This is a genomic window from Caballeronia sp. LjRoot34 (genome assembly GCF_964253815.1).
Taxonomy (GTDB): Bacteria; Pseudomonadota; Gammaproteobacteria; order Burkholderiales; family Burkholderiaceae; genus Caballeronia.
In genome coordinates, this window is the sequence record NZ_CAXUSB020000013.1 from 1 (window position 1) to 21,253 (window position 21,253).

Annotated in this window: 24 protein-coding genes and 4 pseudogenes; 15 read left to right on the forward strand and 13 right to left on the reverse strand. The window is 57.6% G+C overall.

The window, feature by feature from the left end:
* Together ACSQ36_RS46305 and ACSQ36_RS46310 are read left to right on the forward strand one after the other, a co-directional pair.
* On the forward strand, positions 1-468 hold a 468-nt coding region (locus ACSQ36_RS46305), incomplete at its 5' end, for a hypothetical protein (RefSeq protein WP_436187516.1).
* Positions 469-989: 521 nt separating this feature from the next.
* On the forward strand, positions 990-1,370 hold the full coding sequence (locus ACSQ36_RS46310; protein ID WP_436187517.1) for a TraR/DksA family transcriptional regulator: 381 nt from the start codon (positions 990-992) through the stop codon (positions 1,368-1,370).
* 329 nt (positions 1,371-1,699) lie between these two features.
* Here the strand turns inward: ACSQ36_RS46310 and ACSQ36_RS46315 are convergent.
* The 7 genes and pseudogenes from ACSQ36_RS46315 to ACSQ36_RS46345 form a co-directional block, all read right to left on the reverse strand.
* Positions 1,700-1,987, reverse strand: a pseudogene (locus ACSQ36_RS46315) (universal stress protein); the annotation flags it as partial.
* Positions 1,988-2,149: 162 nt separating this feature from the next.
* Complete coding sequence (locus ACSQ36_RS46320; protein WP_436187518.1) at positions 2,150-2,317, reverse strand: hypothetical protein; 168 nt, start codon at positions 2,315-2,317, stop codon at positions 2,150-2,152.
* A 35-nt stretch (positions 2,318-2,352) separates the two neighbouring features.
* Positions 2,353-2,868, reverse strand: a complete 516-nt coding sequence (locus ACSQ36_RS46325; protein WP_436187519.1) for a flavodoxin family protein — start codon at positions 2,866-2,868, stop codon at positions 2,353-2,355.
* A gap of 50 nt (positions 2,869-2,918) precedes the next feature.
* Positions 2,919-3,155 carry a UDP-glucose 4-epimerase gene (locus ACSQ36_RS46330; RefSeq protein ID WP_436187520.1) on the reverse strand — a complete coding sequence of 79 codons (237 nt, stop codon included), beginning with the start codon at positions 3,153-3,155 and terminating at the stop codon, positions 2,919-2,921.
* A 12-nt stretch (positions 3,156-3,167) separates the two neighbouring features.
* A complete protein-coding gene (locus tag ACSQ36_RS46335; RefSeq protein ID WP_436187521.1) occupies positions 3,168-3,818 on the reverse strand; it encodes a BON domain-containing protein in 651 nt (216 codons plus the stop codon).
* A 49-nt stretch (positions 3,819-3,867) separates the two neighbouring features.
* The gene (locus ACSQ36_RS46340; RefSeq protein ID WP_436187522.1) at positions 3,868-4,302 is read right to left on the reverse strand and encodes an Hsp20/alpha crystallin family protein; all 435 of its coding nucleotides are present in this window, start codon (positions 4,300-4,302) and stop codon (positions 3,868-3,870) included.
* A gap of 392 nt (positions 4,303-4,694) precedes the next feature.
* On the reverse strand, positions 4,695-5,192 hold the full coding sequence (locus ACSQ36_RS46345) for a hypothetical protein (protein WP_436187523.1): 498 nt from the start codon (positions 5,190-5,192) through the stop codon (positions 4,695-4,697).
* Positions 5,193-5,434: 242 nt separating this feature from the next.
* Between ACSQ36_RS46345 and ACSQ36_RS46350 the strand changes: the two genes are divergently transcribed.
* From ACSQ36_RS46350 to ACSQ36_RS46375, 6 genes and pseudogenes are all read left to right on the forward strand, one after another.
* Positions 5,435-6,274, forward strand: coding sequence for a universal stress protein (locus tag ACSQ36_RS46350; RefSeq protein ID WP_436187524.1), 840 nt, complete (start codon positions 5,435-5,437; stop codon positions 6,272-6,274).
* A 20-nt stretch (positions 6,275-6,294) separates the two neighbouring features.
* On the forward strand, positions 6,295-6,750 hold the full coding sequence (locus ACSQ36_RS46355; RefSeq protein WP_436187525.1) for a universal stress protein: 456 nt from the start codon (positions 6,295-6,297) through the stop codon (positions 6,748-6,750).
* Positions 6,751-6,944: 194 nt separating this feature from the next.
* Entirely contained in the window at positions 6,945-7,253 is a 309-nt protein-coding gene (locus ACSQ36_RS46360) for a hypothetical protein (protein ID WP_436187526.1), read from the forward strand.
* A gap of 652 nt (positions 7,254-7,905) precedes the next feature.
* Positions 7,906-9,072, forward strand: a pseudogene (locus ACSQ36_RS46365) (PAS domain S-box protein); the annotation flags it as partial.
* Positions 9,069-9,713, forward strand: coding sequence for a response regulator (locus tag ACSQ36_RS46370; protein WP_436187527.1), 645 nt, complete (start codon positions 9,069-9,071; stop codon positions 9,711-9,713). The pseudogene ACSQ36_RS46365 and the gene ACSQ36_RS46370, both read left to right, overlap by 4 nt.
* 602 nt (positions 9,714-10,315) lie before the next feature.
* On the forward strand, positions 10,316-10,639 hold the full coding sequence (locus ACSQ36_RS46375) for a helix-turn-helix domain-containing protein (RefSeq protein WP_436187528.1): 324 nt from the start codon (positions 10,316-10,318) through the stop codon (positions 10,637-10,639).
* A 25-nt stretch (positions 10,640-10,664) separates the two neighbouring features.
* On the opposite strand, the pseudogene ACSQ36_RS46380 reads toward ACSQ36_RS46375, so the two are convergent.
* Positions 10,665-11,660 (reverse strand): annotated as a pseudogene (locus ACSQ36_RS46380) (zinc-dependent alcohol dehydrogenase family protein).
* A gap of 197 nt (positions 11,661-11,857) precedes the next feature.
* On the opposite strand from ACSQ36_RS46380, the gene ACSQ36_RS46385 reads away from it, so the two are divergent.
* The 4 genes and pseudogenes from ACSQ36_RS46385 to ACSQ36_RS46400 all read left to right on the forward strand — a co-directional run.
* Complete coding sequence (locus ACSQ36_RS46385) at positions 11,858-12,841, forward strand: Acg family FMN-binding oxidoreductase (protein WP_436187529.1); 984 nt, start codon at positions 11,858-11,860, stop codon at positions 12,839-12,841.
* Between the two features lie 109 nt (positions 12,842-12,950).
* Positions 12,951-13,607, forward strand: a complete 657-nt coding sequence (locus tag ACSQ36_RS46390) for a nitroreductase family protein (RefSeq protein ID WP_436187530.1) — start codon at positions 12,951-12,953, stop codon at positions 13,605-13,607.
* Positions 13,608-13,652: 45 nt separating this feature from the next.
* Entirely contained in the window at positions 13,653-13,991 is a 339-nt protein-coding gene (locus ACSQ36_RS46395) for a c-type cytochrome (RefSeq protein ID WP_436187531.1), read from the forward strand.
* 63 nt (positions 13,992-14,054) lie between these two features.
* Positions 14,055-14,372: pseudogene (locus ACSQ36_RS46400) on the forward strand (DUF3564 family protein); the annotation flags it as partial.
* 60 nt (positions 14,373-14,432) lie between these two features.
* On the opposite strand, the gene ACSQ36_RS46405 reads toward ACSQ36_RS46400, so the two are convergent.
* The 5 genes from ACSQ36_RS46405 to ACSQ36_RS46425 all read right to left on the reverse strand — a co-directional run bounded on the left by ACSQ36_RS46405 (position 14,433) and on the right by ACSQ36_RS46425 (position 16,708).
* Positions 14,433-14,612 (reverse strand): DUF2964 family protein, encoded by a 180-nt coding sequence (locus ACSQ36_RS46405; protein ID WP_436187532.1) that lies wholly within the window; start codon positions 14,610-14,612, stop codon positions 14,433-14,435.
* Positions 14,599-14,925: a hypothetical protein gene (locus tag ACSQ36_RS46410; protein ID WP_436187533.1), complete on the reverse strand. Its 327-nt coding sequence runs from the start codon at positions 14,923-14,925 to the stop codon at positions 14,599-14,601. The genes ACSQ36_RS46405 and ACSQ36_RS46410 overlap by 14 nt, the downstream gene beginning before the upstream one ends.
* Positions 14,926-15,165: 240 nt before the next feature.
* A complete protein-coding gene (locus ACSQ36_RS46415; RefSeq protein ID WP_436187534.1) occupies positions 15,166-15,414 on the reverse strand; it encodes a carboxymuconolactone decarboxylase family protein in 249 nt (82 codons plus the stop codon).
* A 153-nt stretch (positions 15,415-15,567) separates the two neighbouring features.
* On the reverse strand, positions 15,568-15,873 hold the full coding sequence (locus ACSQ36_RS46420) for a hypothetical protein (protein ID WP_436187535.1): 306 nt from the start codon (positions 15,871-15,873) through the stop codon (positions 15,568-15,570).
* Positions 15,874-16,114: 241 nt separating this feature from the next.
* Positions 16,115-16,708, reverse strand: coding sequence for a lipocalin family protein (locus ACSQ36_RS46425; protein ID WP_436187536.1), 594 nt, complete (start codon positions 16,706-16,708; stop codon positions 16,115-16,117).
* 992 nt (positions 16,709-17,700) lie between these two features.
* On the opposite strand from ACSQ36_RS46425, the gene ACSQ36_RS46430 reads away from it, so the two are divergent.
* From ACSQ36_RS46430 to ACSQ36_RS46440, 3 genes are all read left to right on the forward strand, one after another.
* Positions 17,701-20,574 (forward strand): ATP-dependent Clp protease ATP-binding subunit, encoded by a 2,874-nt coding sequence (locus ACSQ36_RS46430; protein WP_436187537.1) that lies wholly within the window; start codon positions 17,701-17,703, stop codon positions 20,572-20,574.
* A gap of 180 nt (positions 20,575-20,754) precedes the next feature.
* Positions 20,755-20,889, forward strand: a complete 135-nt coding sequence (locus tag ACSQ36_RS46435; RefSeq protein WP_436187538.1) for a hypothetical protein — start codon at positions 20,755-20,757, stop codon at positions 20,887-20,889.
* A 17-nt stretch (positions 20,890-20,906) separates the two neighbouring features.
* On the forward strand, positions 20,907-21,209 hold the full coding sequence (locus ACSQ36_RS46440) for a DUF1488 domain-containing protein (RefSeq protein WP_436187539.1): 303 nt from the start codon (positions 20,907-20,909) through the stop codon (positions 21,207-21,209).
* Positions 21,210-21,253 lie beyond the last annotated feature (44 nt).

The following is a 21,253-nucleotide window of genomic DNA, read 5'->3' on the forward strand; positions in this document are numbered from 1 at the left end:
GCTTCATGCAATTGCCCTGCCTTAAAAGCCGACCTCGATGATGTGCGCAATACGTATCGCCTGTGTTTCGTACGTGCGCCATGGGCGTTCCGCACCCGCCTGACGCTCGATCAACAGTGGGGTGAGAACTGGCAGCACTCACCGTATCAGCAATTTGCGGGCACCCCCAGCCATCACTTGCCTGACCAGCTACTGACTGTCGCATTCGACGGGCCGCTATACACACCCGATACCGGCTACGACAACGGCTCGCACAACAGCGTACTTGAGATCAACGCGGGCCTCGTGCCGTGGCTGAGAGCCGAAAGCTACGCCGGCGGCCCGCCCCTGCACATAATGGCGGGTGCAACACTTGAGTTGTTCGTGACGTCCGTCGAACTGACTGGCGGTCAGGTATATGTTCCGCTTGGTTGGGGCGTCCTACCGAGAGTTTCATCCACGGCCGAGCAATCCGCGGTTACGGCTTGAACCATGCTTGATACGCTCGTCAATACATCACTCCAGCGCCACACCCAGAGCGGCTCCGGAGTCCGAATGCCAAGCGCCGTCGATCACGCCTTTGATTCGAAGCCACCTTGTGCGCCGAGAGCGCTAATCAGAAGCATTGTACCGGACGTCCCGCGCACCGCAAGTACACGATACGCCGCGCTGACATTCGTCTGCTGGTTGTGGCGGAGCGCTGATCGATTGAGGCGCATCGCTTTGAGTCCGCGGTGACTGTGCGGTGCCTATGATGATTGCAACTGCTCGAGTGCGGCCCGTAACCACGGGATAACAGTCGTGGACGGGGTATTAGGCAACGACTGCTCGGCAAGCTGTGTTCCGCCGTTTGGTACTAGCCAAGCAAGCGGTATTCGACGACCAGTGCGCGACCGCCAACTTATTGACGAAGATCAGGACCCGGATAATCCCGTCGTTCGATCATTGGCACATGCTCATTGCGCGGCCGACTAATCGATGTCGCCTGATGCCAACCTAAGGAGCCTTTGATGCACGAACTCACAACTTCGCAGATTGACCTTCTGAAGCAAAAGCTCGAATCGCAGCGGGCAAAACTTAAGACAGCGCTACTTTACGAAGCGGCTCATGTCAACCAGATCGAAGATCTCAAGGCGAGCGATGGCGGCCATACCGCAACTGCACAAATTGTTGAGCCGGAGTTTGCGACGGCGAGCCATCTCGCCCAGCAACTTCAACAAGTCGAGCGCGCGCTTGGCCGTTTGAAAACCGCAAACTACGGTGTTTGCGTTGACTGCATCGGTGCAATTGGATTTGCTCGTCTAATTGCGTGTCCGAGCGCAGAACGCTGCGAGCGTTGCCAGGAAGTGTACGAATATACGCACGGAATGCACATACACCCTGCCATGTAAGCAACGTCTGCGTCGTATCACGGCTTTTTGATCGTAGCAAACGTTATTCTTCACCACCGCGAACAAATCGCTTTCCTCTGGAGTGGGCCGGCCTCGAATCTCCACACGTCTTCGCGCGCATGGGCCCAAAGCTCAACAGATATATTTCCGTGCATCTTCATCGAGCGGCGAGCCAGCGTTTCAAATCGGGGCAAGGAATCACATGCCAAGCGATGGGGTTGTGAAGAAGTGGCTCGCTTTCGCGAGCGTGGCATTACCCTCTTCCACCAACGCACCTTCCGGTACCGTGAGCGCAACGAAATCGGTCAGCCGCACAGCGCGACCGACGATTAAATCGCGCGGAGCGCCGTGCCCGCGTCGGCAAACGTCGCGCCGATCCGCAGCGCTTCCTGCGAAGCCGAACTGCCGTCGACCGCGAACTGAATTCTCTGAGACCTGCCACGCCACTCAACGTCGGCGTACTCGGGCACGATAAGGATGGCGCACTGAGCGAATTTCATGAGCGGTTCAGACACCGCTCCCTCGACCCAATGAAGCGACCCTTGATGCTGGCGCGACCCCGCTGCCAGCAGATCAGCCTGCCAGTCTTGCGCGGCCCTTGTCAGTGCATGTACGGCCTCGCCGCCATGGGCTTATCAGGTCGATAATTGGAACTCCACCTTGGCCCCGTCGAGGCAAACAGTTCCTGCGTCACAGCACACCCGTTCTCGACGTCTTGCAGCAACAGTGCGTACGCTGCACTCAAATGGAATGCCGCCAGCGGCCCCGCCCCGGCGGAATCACAGCGCACGCGCTTTCCACCACACCGACAGTTCGAACATGCGTCTCCTTATTGCAAGATGAGGAACGAAAGCGGTAGCGCGAGCAGATGCGGCAGTCGGATCGACGCATAGCAGTATCCGCTTGAAGCCAGTGTGCACATCCGTGTTCGATGCTTGAAGTTCCATGATCGACACTCGTTCCTTCGTTGTTCAGATTGTGGTCAGCATGTCCATTCCAATGCCTCGACGTGCGCTAGCTTGCATTCCAGTCGTTCAGCGAAAATCTCAAGCAGGCGCACTTGCGCGCCGTCACGAACGTCGCAAGCATCTATTTGACATCGCGCGAGGGGTGACCTTCCGCTGATATCGGCCATCTGCGCGAGTGCCGCCTCAGCTCCGCTGCCGCCGAACGTACAGAGAAATGCGACATTGGGCAAGCGTGCCCGATAGGCTGTGAGCCATGTACGCACGGGCGTCGCCACACGATGTACCCAAACCGGCGTAGCAATCACAACTAGTTCGTAAGAAAACGGATCGTGTTTAGCATTGTTGATTCTGGCGGGTAGTTCCCTCAACACGTCAATAACCGATCCGACGAATCCCAATGGGCCAGATCGGTCGCAGCGCTCGACTATCTCTTCCAGATCCGCGCCGAGTCGGTTAGCAAGCGCTTTCGCAGCACGGGCGGTGACGCCTGAACGCGAGTAGTACACGACAAGAACCCTTGCATTCGACATCGTCATTCTCCGAAGAACGACATTACAGCGAGCGACTGAACGCAACGCACCTATAGATGGATTGTTTGCGACTGCTTCAGGCTTATCCACACGATACCTTCTCGAAGACCGTCGAGTACGGCCTCGCGCTCGGTCGCGAAGATTTTAGAGTGCAGGAACTGATGCTTGAATTCCTCACCCGAACCGGTCTGGCCGACGTGAATCTCGCAACCAAAGCCGCCGCCAGCCGGGAAAGTATCGGTAGTGACGTTCCAGCTATCGCTTGTCACTTGCCCTTTGAGCGTCATGGTGCGTCTTCCTTATTCCACCACCAAGTGATCGACCACCGCGTGTACGCCAGGCGCGGACCATGCAGCGCCACGAGCGGACTCCCGTTCGCCGTAGCTTTCCACCGTGCCGCTCAGAGTCACGACGCCGTCATGCACCTCGATGCCGATATGTTTGGCCTCGCGCTCGGCATGGCGCAGCAGAGCCCGACCGATCTGTTCGCCTACGTCTGCTGGAGCCAGGTTACCGCCCACCTTAATCATGTTTGCGACACCCGTGACTCCACGCGTATGCGCAATGCGGCGAGCTGCGCGATGGCGCTGCCAGTTCAACTCGACGTCGCCGCGCAGCGTTACCCAACCCTTTTCGACCTGAACCAGAATGGCGCCTTCCTTCAGTCCAGCGGTCCAATGCAAGGCCGACGTGGCCGCGCGCGCGATGTCGGCGTCGCTCATCACATCTTTGGAAGGCAGACGCACCTCGGCCTCGACAACGATGGCCTTGACGCCCGACACCCGCTGCACTCCCGTTTCGGCGGCAAGTTTCTCCGCATAGCTGGACGGATGCCCGACCAGCGTCACTATGCCGTCCTTGACCTCTACCGCGAAGTTCGACGAATCGACATCCGGTGTCCAGTCCAGTTCCTCTTCCACGTGCTGTTTCAACTGTCGGTCGGTTTTCATAGAATCCTCTGCAACAAATAAGGCGCGCGGCGGCCGGCGCGCCGGCGACTCAACTGATCTGAAGACGTTTTTGCTCAGACCGCGCCTTCTTCGGAAGCGTCAGTGACAGCACGCCATCCTGATACTGCGCCGCCGATTTTGCTTCATCGAGATCGCACGCAAGCGAGAACGAACGGCTGATCGCGCCAGCGTAGCGCTCTCGCCTGATGACCCGTTCGCCTTCCTTGATTTCCTTGTTGTGCTCGACCTTGGCGTTGATCGATACCACGTTGCCGTCGATCTTCACGTCGATATCTTTCTTGTCTACGCCAGGAAGTTCCGCCTTTACCTGATAGGAAGCGTCGGATTCAGTCACGTCGATTTTCATATCTGCAAGCGGCGCGTCGTCGCTGCTGATCATGCTGCGCAATGGCCGAAACAAGCCGTGGAACATGTCGGATACCGGTTCGATCGAGAACGGGTCATAACGGGATATATTGCTCATTTCATAACTCCTGAATTAAAGTAGCATTGCAAATCATCTGTCGCACCGGATAAGATCGTAAGAACAGAAGGGAAACAAGGCTCATTGCACCTCGATGACCCAGTTCAACCGCCACGTTTCGGCAGCGTAAGCGAAGGTCGCGTAGGTTTTCATCATCTCGGCTTAAAGCGAATCGCCGAAGCGCCCTCATCGTTTTACCTCGTTAAAAGCCGTAGGTCACTCATAAGATTTTGGGTCGATACGCCACTCGTCAGTTGATCTGCATCAAGTGGTCGGAGCGCACTCGGGAGTGCCTTGATCAGTGGCACTTGCCGTGGCCTCGCGTAACCGAATCTGCGAAGCGCCCGTGTCTGCATCACTCACCTTCTTCTATGCCAAACCTCAACTTTGGTTCAAGCGGAAAGGTGATCCCCGTCGCGCGAACGTTTTCCCGCCTGGACGGATCCATCGCCTTGCAAGTTCGCCAGTTGTGCAAATGCCGTCGGCATGGACAATCTTTTAAACCAAAGCGGCATGGTCGCGGGAGTCATGGCTCCAGCTTTCTCAAATTCACCGGTCCACGTTGATTGCCAAGTCTTCATAGCGCCGGAAAGGGCTTCACCAAGCGCGCCTTGATGGCGCATCACCGCCTCGAACCCTTCCTGCCAAAGGCGAGTGGTAGCTTTGCAATAATCGCTCATGACGGACTGCGAGCCGGAATTGAACTCACGCCAGTCCTTTGCATTCGCAATAGCCTCGCACCCATGCCGGAGAGCCCCGAGGTCGTTCTCAACGCGCTTCGCTTCCAGAGCGAAAGCGTCCCCACGCCATTGCTCGTAGACCTTCATCAATTGCAGCGTCAGACAGGGATTGATGCCGGAGGCGAGCGGGTGGACGAATTCGGTTGCCATGATCAAATCCTCTTTGCGTATGAATGGAGGCGCGAAGAGCGCCGTATGGTAGATCTCAATTTAGGCTCGGGGCTCGGGTAGTCGTTGACCTAAATCAATCCGTCTGTCCGCGATACAACCGCTCGCTTGCACTTGATCTGCATCAAGCGGCACGCAGTAGCCGCTCATAGACTATTTGGTCAGGAGCGTGCGATCAGGCCCGATGCGGGTGCCTCGACTGACTCAATAAAGGAGCACTCGCGATGAGTTACAAGAGTATCGTCGTTCAACTCGACACAAGCGAACGCGCACATTCCCGCCTAAAATACGCGGTACAGTTCGCCAAACAATTCAACGCACATTTAAGCGGCGTATTTTCGACCTTCTCTCCTGATCCGCGCTCTTTCTATGTTATGGCCGGGTCGGCCGAATACTTCGAATCGCACCGAACATTCCGCCAGGAGCGGCACGATGCACTCGAACGAATCTTTCTGGCAGAGATATTGCGGGAGGGCATATCGGGCCAGTGGGTTGACCGTAACGAGTATGCAAGCGACGCAATACCGCGCTACGCTCGTTACGCGGATCTAGTCATCGCCGGCCAAGATGACCCAAACGACCCGGAATCGTTTATCGCCGATCACTTCCCCGAGACGCTCGTTCTGTCGGCGGGCCGGCCGGTGCTCTTCATTCCTTACGTCGGCGTATTCCCGACGCTCGGCGAGAATGTCATGGTTGCATGGAACGGTAGCCGCGAGGCAACCCGCGCCGTCCACGACGCTCTGCCGCTGCTGCAGCGTGCCAACAGAACCACCATCGTTATGCTCAATGACCCGAAGGATGAGTCGCGCGGCAGCCGCATTCCCGGAGCCGACATCGCGCTCATGCTGGCTCGCCACGGCATCAAAGCTGAGGTGGCGGAGCTGGATGGCATCGATGACGTGCCACTGGGTGACGTGCTGCTCTCTCGAGCGTCACAATTGAACGTCGATCTGGTGGTGATGGGTGCATATGGCCACTCTCGCTGGCAGGAACTCATAATGGGCGGTGCGACGCGAAGCATGTTGGAGTCCATGACCGTGCCCGTGCTGATGTCGCACTAAGGCCGAGGGGAACAGCTACTATGTATAAACGAATTCTTGTGCCCATCGACGGTAGCGAGACGTCCATGTGCGCACTCGATACCGCCCTGAAACTTGCGCACGAACATGACGCGGAACTCAGACCACTTTATGTGGTAGACGCACCGCCGATGATGTATTCTGAGGCCGCGTTCGATCCTACGCCGATGCACGAAGCTTTCGTCAAGGAAGGCACGCACGTGCTCGCCGACGCAGTTGCGAAGATGCAGCGCGAGGGTGTAAAGGGCTCGACTCAAGTGCTCGAGGCTGAGCCCGTCGGCGACGATATCGCGCAGCAGATCTCGCACGCAGTGAGAGACTCCGATGCTGATCTAGTGGTAATGGGCACCCATGGACGGCGCGGCTGGCGGCGTCTCGTGCTCGGCAGCGTCGCCGAGCGGTTCCTGCGCATCTCGACTCGTCCGGTGCTGTTGGTCCCGCTTCGTACTGCGACGTAAAAGGAACCGCACATCGTATCAAGACCTGAGATCGCCGGAGCATGGCTATGAGTTGAAAGACAATACTCGTACATCGACGACAGCCAGCGCAGTGATGCGCATGTCGAGTTTGCGTTTAACCACGACGCGGACCTGATGAGACCTTATGTCGTGTGTCAGGATCTCCTCTGGCCTCTTTTAAACGCGATGAAAGCTTGAACCTGACCGTCAACGAAGCGCAGCACGACAGCAGCGGCCCCGAGGCCATTTCTCAGCTGCGGCCCAGCGCGCGGGCGTCAACGGCGACTGGCGCGCACCGCCCCGGCCCTACCATCGAAAACGCCACGTTGCACGCACGCCATGCCAACCTACTAATTTTCGGTCAACAAGATCCAGCGGATCCGGCGACGTTTATCGCAAGGCATTTCCTGGAAGATATCTTGATGGGAAGCGGTCGACCGGCGATTCTGCTTCCGTGCGCGGCGCGTGTGGAGCGGTTCAGCGACACGGTGTTGATCGCATGAGACGAGCAAGCAGCCAGTCGCGCGCGCGGTAGCGGACGCCCTTCCAATTCTCCAACCTGCCCGGTTCGTGGAAATTGTCTGCGTGCTTCGGCATCGCGACGAAGCGGAATCGGCCAGACTCGAGTTTGCGACGTATCTCGAACGGCAACACGTGCGCGCCGGGTTCTCGTCATTGCCGCACGTGTCCGGTTCAGTACCGGCGCTACGTGCTTAACGCACTTGCCGATACGAATGCTGCCTGCGTGACCGCGCTGGGGATGCTTGTGCCGTGCGCATCGATTATCTCCGTTATCGTTCGAGGGCCCACTTCGCGTAGCGCGCGCAGCTCCCGTGCCTGGTCGAGTTCCTGGTGCGCGTGCCAACTTCAGCACATCTTCCAGCGCGAAATGCGCGCTAGGGCTATCGTCGAGAGCCGCGAGAATTCGTTTATACGTGACGGGCCCCCTGATAATTGCAGTTAGTGGCCGCGAAGAGGTTACGACGCCGCTTGATCTACATCAAATCGCTCCGTCGGCTGTGCTCTAACGTGGAAAGTCGCGCTGGTCAACCGGAAAGTTTCGTAACCGGCATGCTGTATCCTAAATTTCCCCGATCGCATACTCTTTCCTTTCTCGTAGACACCATGGCCGGCCAGTCGTCTAAACAACGTAAAGTGGCATCGAAGAATGGAGCATTGCTGGCAGCCGCTGACGCTGGTCGCATGGTTGGTAAGCCGGAAACCTCCCAGCCAACGGAATCGGTGTCTCTCCCGCTAAGTCAGGCGCGCCTTCTTGGCATCTTCCGGTCATCCATGGAAGCGGTCATCACGCTGGATGAGAACCAGCGTATCGTGATATTTAATCCTATGGCGGAACGGCTTTTCGGCTGTCCCGCCTCCGAGGCGCTGGGTGTACCCCTTGAGCGCTTTGTGCCCGAGCGCTTTCGTGTCGCTCACACTGAGCACGTTCGCCAGTTCGGCGTAACAGGGGTGTCGGACCGGCAGATGGACGGTCGACGCATACTGTACGGCCTACGCGCAAATGGGGACGAGTTTCCGATCGAAGCATCGATTTCGCGGTTCGATGATGAAAATGGCAAGCTTTACACGGTGATGCTTCGCGACATCACACCGAACCTGGAGGCGGAACGCGCGCTGCAGTGTTCGCACAAGGAGCTGCGCGAGCTTTCGGCTAACCTGGTGAGCGTTCGTGAGGAGGAGAGGTCCCGCATTGCGCGGGAGTTGCATGACGATCTGGGCCAGCAATTGACTGCCCTGAAAATGGACGTCTCTTCTCTTGAATTAGCACCCGGAACCGATGTCGATGCTCGCGCGCAACTGCATGGCATGCAACGCCTGATCGATACGACCGTCGCCACGATGCGTCGGATTGCCGCCGATCTGCGACCTATGATGCTGGATGATCTCGGTATGATTCCGGCAATAGAATGGCTCGTCAACGACTTCACAAATCATTACGGAATCGTGGTTCAGCGGCGAATCGACGGCATGGATATCGACTTCGCCCGTGATGGCTCGACTGCCGTCTTCCGGATAGTGCAGGAAGCACTCACTAATGTGGCGCGCCACTCGCGCGCTTCACATGTCGCATTGAAGTTGCGCCAGGAAGCAGACTGCTGCGTTGTAAGCATTATTGACGACGGTCAAGGCTCGGACCAGCGCACGGGTGCAGGACAAAAGTCGTTTGGCTTGATCGGAATACGCGAGCGAGTACACCGGTTGAACGGTTCCATAACGATTGATACCGCCGTCAGCAACGGCTTCTCCCTGATCGTGACGCTGCCCCTTGTCGTCTTGCAAGACGACAAACCTCCGCGATGACCCGAGTACTGATTGCCGACGACCATGCCCTCGTGCGCGACGGACTGCGCCATATCCTGTGCAGTGAGACCGGCTTCGAGATTGCGGGTGAAGCCAGCGACGACGTTACCACCATCGCGATGATTCGTTCGACCGTAGCGGACATACTGGTGCTCGACCTCTCGATGCCGGGCCGAAACGGCGTAGATCTGATCAAGCAGGTGAAGGACGAACAGCCAGCGCTGCGCATTCTGGTCCTGACCATGCATGCGGAACAGCAATACGCGGTACGTGCGTTCAAAGCGGGAGCGTCGGGTTATCTGACCAAAGAAAGTGCAAGCGCCGAGTTCGTCGCGGCGGTGACCAAGGTCGCGGCAGGCGGTATATACGTCAGCCTGGCCATGGCCGAGCGCCTAGCGCGAACCCTTAACGAAGCAGCTGGCGACTTGCCGCACCAGCGCCTTTCTGACCGCGAGTTCGACGTGTTTCGGCGAATCGCGGCTGGCGAGACGATCACGGAAATCGCCCAAGCGCTGTCCGTCAGTACCAAGACCGTGAGTACCTACAAAACTCGTATTCTCCACAAAATGCAGATGCCGCACGAAGCTGCTCTGGTTCGCTATGCCGTGCGCAACACGCTCATTGAAGAAGAAGACGCCTGAGACGCCGCGTCACACGGCGAGAGCGTAGTCTGTTTTCTACATGCCTGCCTGAATTCCTACGTCAAGTCGTGCCGCTCACCCATTTTATTTTGAGATAGCCTCAAAGGTACTTCGAGGTATGAACTCGAACGGGTGCGCGCCATGCTGATGCTCTTCTTCGTCGACGATTCACGCCTTTGTCCACCGCCCCTCGCGACCTTGACCTGAGCTGATCAATATTACGATCGGGCGATTGGCAAAAGAGAAGGAACACAAAGTAGGACGAGCCACCAACCAACTGGTCGATCAATTAGGAAAACAGCATGTCTTCATATACTGCCTGCGCGCCCATTGCTCTGAACAAAGCCTCCTCTCGCATATCTGACGTACGCTGATATCACGCTGGCGACGCCTTCCCGATCATCTATGCGGTGCGCATCGGCTGCTTCAAAACCGTGGTCATACATCGCGATGGCCATGAGCAGGTCACCGGCTTTCACATTGCCGGGAACCGCTCGGGCTCGACCGGTTGTGTCCGACGAATATAACTGCGATGCGATCGCCCTTGAAGACAGCACGGTCTGCGTGTTCCCCTTCCATTGCTTGAGGAGATGTGTCACAAGATGGAATCCATGCAGCAGCACGCCCATCGCATGATGAGCTGGTTGTTCGTGCGTGAATTCGGTCTCGTGATGTTGCTCGGAATGATGAGCGCCGAACAGCGCGTCGCTGCACTCCTGATGAACCTGTCGACCCGGATGAAGGCCCACGGATATTCCGCAGCGAACTTCAATCTGCGGATGACACGCGACGAGATTGGCAGCTACCTCGGCCTGAAACTCGAAACCGTCAGCCCGACGTTCTCGAAGTTGCAGAAGCAAGGCGTAGTCAGTACCAACGGCAAGCGGATAACCATCATCGACGGGGAAAAGCTAACAGAAGTTTGATCGGGCGAGCGTTTCTCCCCGGCAGTCACCGCGACACCTTGAGAACTGCGGCGCCATACACTCTGCCAGCGCGTAGATCGCCGAGCGCTTGGTTGGCTTCCGTGAGACTGTACACGGTGGTCGCGACTTCAAGCGGGAATTCATTGGCGATGCGCATAAATGCACGTCCGTCTTCGCGAGTGAGATTGGCCACCGATACAACCCTCCGTTCGCCCCAAAGAAATGCATAGGGAAACGATGGGATATCGCTCATATGAATGCCCCCACAGACGACAATGCCGCCCTTCGTCACCGCCTTGAGCGCCGCGGGAACCAGCGCGCCCACCGGTGCGAACAATAAGGCTGCGTCAAGCTCATCGGGAGGCTGTTCAGTGCTGCTACCAGCCCATCGCGCGCCGAGTCGGAGTCGCATGGCGAGCGCCTGAGCGGCAACGTCGCCCTCGCGCGTGAATGCATAGATACTACGTCCCTGACGCCGCGCGATCTGCGCGACCAGATGCGCTGCGGCACCAAAACCGTAAATACCGAGTCGTTTCGCATCGCCCGCCATCACAAGCGAGCGATAGCCGATAAGCCCCGCGCACAGCAACGGGGCCCCTTCTACATCCGAATACCGCTCCGGCAAGTGCAAACAATATTCGCTTTCGACAACGACGCGCTCCGCGTAGCCGCCATCAAGCGTATAGCCGGTAAAGCCCGGCCGGTCGCAAAGGTTCTCGCGACCCGAACGGCAAAACGCACAAGTTCCGCACGTGTGCCCGAGCCATGGCACACCAACCCGGTCATCCGGGCGGAACCCCGACACTCAGTCGCCGAGCGCGGCAACCACGCCGACAATCTCGTGGCCAGGAATCACCGGCCGCTTTGGGTCCGGAAGCTCGCCGTAGACTAGATGGAGGTCCGTACGGCACACGCCGCACGTGTGTACGTCGATCAACAATTGTCCAGTCCCTACCACTGGATCTAGCAAGTTCATTTCACGCAGTGCCGGCCCTTTACCGTCGAAAACCATCGCTCGCATTTCAAATCTCCTGCTGTCTGTCGCCGTGGTGATCGGCTCCAGTCTATTGCACCTGATGGCGCGCGTGCTCACTTGACTTGAGTCAACATCTTGTCGCTGCGATGCTGACACGATCAAGGCACGAATCCATCGAAACATGGTGATAGAAAATGTAAACGGATACGCCTCATGCTGCATGGGACATCGATGTAAATCACTTGTCATCGCTAACTTGCACCGAAGCGCGCTTGCGCTTTGCACTGAACTACGCGGTGCTTGCCCCTTCGAGCCATAACTCGCAACCGTGGTATTTTATCGTCGATGGCGACACGTTGCTACTCTGCGCCGATCGCATGCGAGCCCTCTCGATAGTCGATCCGTTCGACCGTGAACTCGTCATCAGTTGTGGCGCCGCGCTATTTAACCTGCGCGTCGCGCTCAGTCACTTCGGACTTGGCTATGCCATCACGTTATTGCCGTCGGACGCTGAACCGGACGTTCTGGCGAAAGTGCGCATGCTGGTCGACAAGGGCAGCGACTCCAGCATCGCGTCGCTGTTTGACGCGATCCCTCGACGCGTGACGACTCGTGAAGCTTTTCGCCTCGAGGCCGTCGCGCCGGAGATGCAACAGCATCTCCTCCGAGCAGCAGAAGCAGAAGGCGTGCAAGCCGTATGCATCGACGACCTCCGCAGGCGAGAAGAAATCGCTCAACTGATAGCCGAAGCCGACCGCATTCAGCTCCTCGACCCTCGCTTTCAAAGTGAACTGGCGAGTTGGATTCATTTCCGGCGCACGGACGACGGCATGCCCGTCTACGGCCCCGCTGTGAGCACCCTACTGGATATCGCGGTGCCATTGCTCGCTTCGGCCATTTGTACCTTCGATCTCGGAGGCCGCATCGCTGCAGCGCATGACAGCCTCGTATGGGCATCACCCATTCTCTTCTGCATTGGCACTCGCATTGACGATCCTCAGTCGTGGCTTGCTGCGGGACAAGCTCTTGAGCGTGTGTTGCTGACCGGCGTCAAGCTGGGTCTCACTGCGTCTTATCTTAACCAGCCAGTGGAAACAGACCAATTGCGTGGCTCACTCAGGCAGATTGCCGGGATGACGGCACAACCGCAACTGCTGCTGCGCATGGGACGCGAACCGGGTGGCCGCCGTTCGGGGCGTCGGCCGATCCAGGATGTAGTGTCATGATTCCTCGTCGATGCGCCGCGCTTGTTGCAGATCAACGATCTGCAACAACAGAGAGGCAGCATGGCTTTTATCGGCAGCGTCTGGTCCGCTGCATGCCTATGAAAACTCGATGAAACCTTTCTTCAGTCTGGGCAACGCGTTGTTCAAAGGCGCTCGACCGCAACCCGTCGTCGGTGACGCACCGCCACGCATTGTTTTGCCCGCAGCAGGCCGTTGCGGCGGCCGACCGATCATGGAGGCATTTTCATTGCGCCGCACGACGCGCGACTTCGCGCACACTGAGCTGCCCGACGTGCTGCTCGGTGACCTGCTCTGGGCCGCAAACGGGGTCAACCGAGAGGGCGACAACGACCGTACTGCGCCATCGGCGCTTGGCATTCACGAGATCGACGTCTACGCCGCGCTCGCGCGGGGACTCTACAAATACGAGCCGACCGGACATACACTCGAACTCGCCGTCGCGCAGGATCTTCGCGGACTCACCGGCTATCAGGATTTCGCCGGCGAGGCACCATTGGATCTCGTGTACGTAGCGGATATATCCCGAATGCGCGACGTTCCGGCCCAACAGCGCGAAACCTTCTCCGCTGCGTGTGCAGGTGCGATCGTGCAAAACGTGTACCTGTTTTGCGCTTCAGCCGGGCTCGCTGTCGCCGCGCGCGGATGGTTCAACCGCAGCATGCTGGCGGAACATATGCGACTCCGCCGCCATTGCATGCCGGTGCTTGCGCAAATGGTAGGCTACCCGTCATCGCCAGACACCTGACCGGGAAACACGGTCGATCGAAGAACACACTACTGGAGCCTTTCGATGCAGTCACTTCAACTATCGCGTCATGCCAGTATCACCGGGCTGTTGCTGAGCATAGCGCTGCAGGCATACGCCGCGCCGGAACCAGTCGCGCTCGAGGATCAGCAGCACTGCATGTTCTGCCATACCGTAGACTCGCCCTTTCTTGCGCCGTCGTTTCAGCAGATCGCGGAGCGTTATCGCAGCGTTCCGAACGCCGCAGTGATGCTTGAGGAAAAATTGCGGGTCGGCGGCCCCGCCCATTGGGGCGATATGGCAATGCCAGCAGCTGCGGATCGCGGTGGTCCGCTTTCGCGAGAAGACGCCCGCACGCTCGTGCAATGGGTATTGAGTAACTAACTTGAAGTGGCGGAGGACACCATGCGTATTACGACCAAGTTGGACTAGCCCGCAGACCCCAACAGGTTTGCAGTCCTTTGGCTGGATATGGAAGTGCGCCACTGGTCGCGGGAAACGCACGGCGACATCGACATTCCGCCCTGGGGCCTCGTGCGCACCGCGCCCAACAGCGCAACGCTTGTCTGCGACCTGGACTCAACACAGGCTCTGCACTCCTTGATCGGCCTTGATCTGCAACACCGTATTCGCCTGATCGAAGATCAGTTTGGAGATGTGGCGTGGTATGGCGACTCGAACCCGGAAGTGTGCCTGGATCGCTGGCATGTTCAATGCATCGAATCCGGTTCGATTGAAGCCAAGAACGGGGTATTCGATGAGTAAAGAATGTTCACCCCGGGGGGGATGCCGTCGAGGATTGACTCGCACTTACCACTCATGCGGCTATGATGACGGATTGAGCATCACGACAAGCAGCGCGACGCTTGCGATGATTGCCGCGACACCATAATGCATGAGACTGGACTCATCGAAGATCATGCCGCGAAGCGCCGCCGCAAGGCCAGCCAGTGCGACAAAAACTGAAATTGCCGTAATGGTGATTCTTGGTTCACTCCTGATCATTTTTCGTCTCCCAAATCAGACCTGCTGTCGCGCCCTCTTTTTCGAGCAGGCGCACCGCCGAATCGAACGCTGCCCGGATCGCCCCTTGCGCATTGCTACGTGTTACGCGCTCAACTGGCATCATGTGATAGTCGCGCATGATGAGATCGAGACGAACGTCGTACGATCGTGAGCCATCCGGATTGGACAGGGCTTCGATGGCCAGATGACACCCCGCAACGCAGCGCGCTATCCGGTCGATTCGAACAAGCTGCACGCTTGCCTCGGCCGTCATCTGTGTGGAACCGGAAAAGCCCATATAAACGATTTGCATTCCGACGCCCATCACACCACTCCTTCGATCGTTAAGGCGATTAACTTTCCTGTCATCACCTTTTCTCGGGCCAGTGGCTATATCCGGGCGGCAAAGCGAAAGCTCTCACTAGTGAGACCATGATGTACTGCCGCCGCCGCCGCACATTGACCTGAATCAAGCGAAAATGCAGGCTCCGTTCATCTCAGCACACAGCCACGTTCGAGTAGCAATCCTATGTCGCGTGTTACGGACTTTCGGTCACAAGCATAGACGGAGCGATATCGCGGGACGCGATCCGCAAGCCTCTACAAGTGAGCATGGGTAAAGATGTAGTCCTGTACATCCATGATATCGACCGATGCAGTCGTCACACTGCTGGGCGATCACAATGCCGAGCGCGATGAGCTCCTTGTGCTTCGTGGGAATCGCATCTGAGGCGATCGCCATCCGATGCAAATGCGCAAAGCCCGCGAACGGACCAGATATCGCATGACCGAGCTTGCCCATGGTCGATTACACCTGGTCACTGGTGATGGCGCTCGGGATAATTGGCTTCCGTGAACATGATCCTTAAATCTATCAACCTGGTTAACTCGGATCCGGATGCGTGCCGTTTGCATCCTGCGCAAAAAGGGAGCTAAAGACAACAAAGTTCAATCATCAGCCAAGGTAAAAGTCGAGATTCGCTGCTCCGTGTGGAGGCACCGTTATCCACCGGTTCTCGAGGCTGCCCTCCGCACTCCCACTGGAGCGATAGCGTCCTAGCACAAGACTAATGAACACAAACGGTCCGTCCGATTTCAAGGCGATTATCGTTGCGCCCGTCGCGGACGTTATGATCACGTCAACATCGGACAGGTATTCGCCATGCAGCGTGGTGAACTGCATGTGCACATTGAAATTGCACCCCTGCGCGCGGATCGCGCTCAACTCGTCCAATCCAACTCCGCCAGTCAGATATGTCACGCCGTTGCGAATGGCACCGGCGGTTCGGTTTCCTGTGCCAATGCACTGTTACCGCCGACAAGCACACTACCCATAACCAGCACCGCCTGTAGGCGACCAACCTGATTAAGGCACACACAGCCGCATTAGATGCCCCTCGGGCCACTGGTCGCGACTGCGTTCATTGCCCCCCCTCCCGACGTCGTGGCGCTCGCCTTTCGTTACCACTTCGCACGCTGATCAGCCTCGGTCGCCAATGGAATCACTCAGGTTTGCCCGGTGACTGAAAAGCCGGTTTCCCAATCTGGTCCAGCTGCTGCGGAACCCGCCTGAAACGGGAGACATCGAAGCCCAGTGCGGCAAGCCGCAATAGCAGCGCGGCATACATTTCGTCACTCACTTGGGTGTCGCGCGCCATGATCCATCCAAGACTCTTGTCTGGAAGACCAACAATCGTATATTGGTAACTCTCGTCCACGTACAGTGTGAGGCGTGTTACGCAGGCGAGCCAAGAAAAGCAAACTCTCCATTCCCCATTTCGAGTGCTTGGCACGATGGTGTCGATGAAAAAACTGCCTGTAACTGGTTGGTCAAAGCCGTACCGACGCCCGACGAACGCGTCCATGATCTTCCCGTCGCTACGCAGTGCCCACTGCACGTAAGTTCCGACATAGTCTTGGTCGCCCAGATAGGGAATATTGCCGATCACGTACCAGCGTCCCATGTAACGAGGGAGATCGATTGATACAGCGACTAGAGAGTCGTTCGCGCGGGGATTCGGATTCGGCGGCGCGCCCGCACAAGCCGCAATGGCGAGGAGCAGGGGCACACCAACAGCGTGAACGACGCGGCGCATGGGCTTCTCCCAAACGTGTAAGTGAAAGACTTCGGGACCGCTCTGGAACTGCGAAACATCTTTCAGCTATCGACGGCTAACAGACGCTGTCAGCGTCGCCTCCACGTTTTGATTGCATGCCCCTTTAGTACACGGAAGAACCGTGGACGGTTCTCCGCTTCGTATCTGGTGCGATTGTTCGACGACCCAATGCCCATGGTTCCTGGTCTGTCCGCGATTTCGCACGATGCCTACCCGAGCGTGTTCGTTGCATCATCGAACGCGTCGCGCAACGCCACGAGACTCCGTCGTCGCCCTCCATGGCACGAGTGGTTCTCGTCGCGCACACATCTACTCTGCAACACATGATGTCCGGACAGAACCGCTCCGGCTGGCCGAGCATGGCGACACACCGATTACTCGAACTCCTACGAAGCTGCTGGACCATTCAAAAATATTTGTGAGGGCAGTTTAATTCTATTGTCCACACAAGCAATCACGTGGGTGAGGGTTTAGTGTGAGCGACGGCGCAGCGCTGGCTTTGACACGGATCAACATTGCGATTTTTAGGTCGTAGTCGCCAATTCATAAGGTATTGCATGCAGCATCGCGAAGCCCCTTGCGACGAGATTGACAGCCGATGCCATCAACTCAACTGGGAGCGCGTCTTGATGACTCGGGTTATCTCGGATAGCACGGTGTTCAGCGCATATGCGGCTATCTGGGAAATTAGCACCCCGAACGCTTTCTGTACCAAACGAGACACTATGCGAGCCGTAATGGATGCAACTATTTGCCGACTGTGTCGAGCGCACTGGCTTCACGGCCGTCTCCGACCGCCCCGGAGATGGTGACAAATTCAAATGCGCGATGCGAACAGCAGCACTTCGACTTTAAAGCGTTGTGCACTTTATTGATCGACCTCAATGATTGCACCGAATGCTTGTCCAGAATTGTCGCATCAACAACGGGAAAGCAGCAAACGCGGCGTCCCAACGATACGGAGGCAAGACATGGCACAGAAAATGTGCGATTTGTGCGGGGTCCGGCCCGCAACGGTTCGCGTAGCCGTAGTTCAAGATAAGCACTCCCGCCAGATAGACGTGTGCGACTATCACTATGCGCAACTGTCGCGACATCAGCGTCAGGTCTCCCCGCTCGAATCGCTGTTCAAGGGTGGACTATTCAACGATTTCTTCGGCGACCGTCCGCCGGGGAGAAGTCCGTCGACGGGTTTCGTGCAATCGGGCGCTTCTGGTGAAGCAGAGCGTGTGAATCTGCAGCAGCACTTCAGCGACCAGTCGAAGGAAATTCTGCAACGTGCCGCTGAACGAGCATTGCAGTTCGGCCGTCGGGAAGTTGACACAGAGCATTTGCTCTATGAACTCGTCGACAACGAGACTGTGCAACGCATATTGGCAACGCTCAATATTTCCGGTACCGACCTCAAGACGTATATCGAGCAACACGCGTTGAGGGACGAGGCTACGCCAAAGCGTACCGACGGCCAGATTGCCGTGTCGCCCCGACTCAAAAGCGCACTCGAGCGTGCTTTCCTCGCATCGCGCGAGTTCGGCCAGAATTATGTCGGTCCCGAACATATGCTGACCGGCTTATCCGAGGTCACCGACAGCTTCGCCGGCGATCTGCTGATGAAATACGGATTAACGCCACAGGCGCTGCGCCAACAGACGCTGAAGCTGGTCGGAACAGATGAGAGCGCTACGGCGGCGCCCAGTGACACTCCCCAACTCGATAAATATAGCCGGGACATCACGCAGCTTGCGCGCGAGGGCAAGCTCGACCCGGTGATAGGCCGCTCCAAGGAAACCGAGACACTTGCAGAAGTGCTCGCACGACGCAAGAAGAACAACCCTGTACTCATAGGGGAACCGGGGGTCGGTAAAACTGCGATCGTAGAGGGTCTGGCTCAACGCATGATTAGCGGAGATGTCCCGGAGACGCTGCGGGGCAAACGGCTGATCGAGTTGAATGTGAACTCGCTGGTAGCCGGTTCCAAGTATCGCGGTGAGTTCGAAGAACGCGTCAAGCAGGTGATGGACGAGATCGCCGCACACAAGGATGAACTGGTCCTGTTCATCGATGAAGTGCATACGGTTGTCGGCGCCGGTCAAGGCGGTGGCGAAGGCGGCCTCGATATAGCCAACGTGTTCAAGCCACCGATGGCGCGCGGCGAACTCAATTTGATCGGCGCGACCACGCTCGCTGAATACCAGAAATACATTGAGAAAGACGCTGCGCTCGAGCGCCGCTTTCAGCCGGTGCTGGTCGGCGAGCCGACTGTCGAGCAGACCATCGGCATCCTGCGTGGCCTGCGCGATCGGCTTGAGGCTCACCACAAGGTGACAATACTTGACGAGGCTTTCGTCGCGGCAGCCGAGCTGTCCGACCGCTACATCACCGGCCGCTTCCTTCCGGACAAGGCGATCGATCTGATCGACCAGGCGGCCGCGCGTGAGCATCTGCTATCGACATCTCGACCTGCCGACATTCTCGAACTCGAAGCAGAAATTGCACAAATTCGTCGCGAGCAGGACTACGCTGCCTCGCGCAAGCAGTTCGAGCGTGCGAAGGTGCTAAGCGAGAACCTGGCGACCAAGGAAACCCAACTCACGGATGCCGTCGATCATTGGAAACGCCGTGTGAGTTCCAGCAAGTCCGAGGTGAGCATCGCGCAGGTGGCCGAGATTGTTGCAAAGCTAACTGGCATTCCGGTGGCGGAACTGACGCAAGAAGAAAAGGACAAACTGCTCAAGCTCGAAGATCGACTGCACCAACGCGTCATCGGTCAGGACGAGGCAATCGGCGCAGTCAGCGATGCGGTACGTCGTAGCCGCGCCGGCCTGCAAGGGCGTCGCCAACCGGTTGCAGTATTTCTGTTCCTCGGCCCGACCGGGGTCGGCAAGACTGAACTGGCCAAGGCCCTCGCTGAAGCCGTATTCGGCGACGAAGACGCGATCGTGCGCATTGACATGAGTGAATACATGGAGCGTCATGCTGTGGCACGCCTGATCGGTGCTCCACCCGGCTATGTGGGTTACGACGAAGGCGGTCAACTGACCGAGCGCGTACGCCGCCGGCCGCACAGCGTGATCCTCTTCGATGAAATCGAAAAAGCGCATCCTGATGTTTACAACCTGCTGCTTCAGGTATTCGACGACGGCCGTCTTACAGACGGCAAAGGACGCGTGATCGACTTCGCCAATACGCTCATCATTGCCACAAGCAACCTTGCATCGGACGTCATCAGTGGGACACGACGCAACAGTCCAGGTTTCCTGCCAAGCGACGGCAACGAGGCCGGAAAACCAGGAAGAGCCGCCAAAAGCGGCACGCATGATTCGTTGCACGAAGGCGTTATGACCGTACTTCGGGCGCACTTTCGGCCGGAATTCCTGAACCGGATCGATGAAATCATCTTCTTCGAATCGCTAACAGAGAACCAGATCCGTTCGATCGTACGCCTGCAACTCGATAAGGTCACCCATATGACCAGGAGCCAGGATATCGATCTGATGTTCGACGAAAGCGTCGTGGAACAGCTCGTACTCGAAGGCTATCGGCCCGAATATGGTGCGCGTGAGTTGCGGAGGAGAATTCGTCAGGTGATCGAAAATCCGCTCGCGAAGGAACTGCTCGATGGCCGCATCAAGGAAGGTAGCAGGATATGTTGTCGCTTCGACACCCAAGAGAAAAAATCGGTGTTTGAGCTGAGCGCCCAGCCGGCTAGCGAGCCCGATCGGTCGGCGGATTTAACCGTGACCGACGAAAAGAAGGTCGACATGCCTGAAAAGAAACCTCGCAAACCGCGCGGCCCATCGCGCAAGCGAGGTGACATGGAAGATCCCAAGGAGGTGACAGCATGACACCGGGTGCGCCGGATGGAGGAGCCACTCTTTTTGCGATCACCGATGCACCACGACGGCAACGATTCGTAGCCTCCTGACGAACCGGTTCGACGTCCTGTTTCACCTTGATATGGCGAGCGCCTTAGCCGCTCGACGCACCACGTATCTGGCCGCGTCGGAGCGAGCTCGGGAGTTGGCGTGAACGCAGCCCGATACGAAGGTAAAGCGCGTTGCGTGTACGAAGACGTTCTCTGGACCTACGGATCGTCGGTTTCGCTGCCATACCTAGTCGTTGCGCTGCGCGAACTTTCTTCGGTCAGCGACGTCATTTAAATAGAGTAGTGTCGAAGATGCAGATCACTTTCCCGTCGTTACCGCCTGAGTACCGCGGATGGAACCTCACTGTTGGCTTTGCTACGCGTGTTGATGGGAAAGACATCGACTGCGCAGTCTCGGCAGAAGCACTCGAAGACCACTTTGGTGCCACATCATCGAGTTCAACTGACTTGCTCGACGCATTCAACCGGCATCGATCACAAATAGAACGCATGGCGCGGAACCTGTTACGCGAAGTGCATACGAAGGAACTACTCCTGCGCAGCGGCCACTTCCGGTTTGAAGCGGACCGCACTCTTGGGGGCGCCAAGACCTAGTGGTGTGCGTAAAACGGATTGCATCTTATTCAGTTTGGCCCTGG

What these genes read in the sequence shown, in the direction of transcription:
- ACSQ36_RS46405 (WP_436187532.1), bottom strand. Translation starts at nt 14,612, where the DNA reads ATGATCAGGAGTGAACCAAGAATCACCATTACGGCAATTTCAGTTTTT.
- ACSQ36_RS46410 (WP_436187533.1), bottom strand. Translation starts at nt 14,925, where the DNA reads ATGCAAATCGTTTATATGGGCTTTTCCGGTTCCACACAGATGACGGCC.
- ACSQ36_RS46340 (WP_436187522.1), bottom strand. Translation starts at nt 4,302, where the DNA reads ATGAGCAATATATCCCGTTATGACCCGTTCTCGATCGAACCGGTATCC.
- ACSQ36_RS46310 (WP_436187517.1), top strand. Translation starts at nt 990, where the DNA reads ATGCACGAACTCACAACTTCGCAGATTGACCTTCTGAAGCAAAAGCTC.
- ACSQ36_RS46330 (WP_436187520.1), bottom strand. Translation starts at nt 3,155, where the DNA reads ATGACGCTCAAAGGGCAAGTGACAAGCGATAGCTGGAACGTCACTACC.
- ACSQ36_RS46335 (WP_436187521.1), bottom strand. Translation starts at nt 3,818, where the DNA reads ATGAAAACCGACCGACAGTTGAAACAGCACGTGGAAGAGGAACTGGAC.
- ACSQ36_RS46440 (WP_436187539.1), top strand. Translation starts at nt 20,907, where the DNA reads ATGCAGATCACTTTCCCGTCGTTACCGCCTGAGTACCGCGGATGGAAC.
- ACSQ36_RS46320 (WP_436187518.1), bottom strand. Translation starts at nt 2,317, where the DNA reads ATGGAACTTCAAGCATCGAACACGGATGTGCACACTGGCTTCAAGCGG.
- ACSQ36_RS46355 (WP_436187525.1), top strand. Translation starts at nt 6,295, where the DNA reads ATGTATAAACGAATTCTTGTGCCCATCGACGGTAGCGAGACGTCCATG.
- ACSQ36_RS46395 (WP_436187531.1), top strand. Translation starts at nt 13,653, where the DNA reads ATGCAGTCACTTCAACTATCGCGTCATGCCAGTATCACCGGGCTGTTG.
- ACSQ36_RS46370 (WP_436187527.1), top strand. Translation starts at nt 9,069, where the DNA reads ATGACCCGAGTACTGATTGCCGACGACCATGCCCTCGTGCGCGACGGA.
- ACSQ36_RS46430 (WP_436187537.1), top strand. Translation starts at nt 17,701, where the DNA reads ATGGCACAGAAAATGTGCGATTTGTGCGGGGTCCGGCCCGCAACGGTT.
- ACSQ36_RS46415 (WP_436187534.1), bottom strand. Translation starts at nt 15,414, where the DNA reads ATGGGCAAGCTCGGTCATGCGATATCTGGTCCGTTCGCGGGCTTTGCG.
- ACSQ36_RS46375 (WP_436187528.1), top strand. Translation starts at nt 10,316, where the DNA reads ATGGAATCCATGCAGCAGCACGCCCATCGCATGATGAGCTGGTTGTTC.
- ACSQ36_RS46350 (WP_436187524.1), top strand. Translation starts at nt 5,435, where the DNA reads ATGAGTTACAAGAGTATCGTCGTTCAACTCGACACAAGCGAACGCGCA.
- ACSQ36_RS46390 (WP_436187530.1), top strand. Translation starts at nt 12,951, where the DNA reads ATGAAACCTTTCTTCAGTCTGGGCAACGCGTTGTTCAAAGGCGCTCGA.
- ACSQ36_RS46425 (WP_436187536.1), bottom strand. Translation starts at nt 16,708, where the DNA reads ATGCGCCGCGTCGTTCACGCTGTTGGTGTGCCCCTGCTCCTCGCCATT.
- ACSQ36_RS46345 (WP_436187523.1), bottom strand. Translation starts at nt 5,192, where the DNA reads ATGGCAACCGAATTCGTCCACCCGCTCGCCTCCGGCATCAATCCCTGT.
- ACSQ36_RS46325 (WP_436187519.1), bottom strand. Translation starts at nt 2,868, where the DNA reads ATGTCGAATGCAAGGGTTCTTGTCGTGTACTACTCGCGTTCAGGCGTC.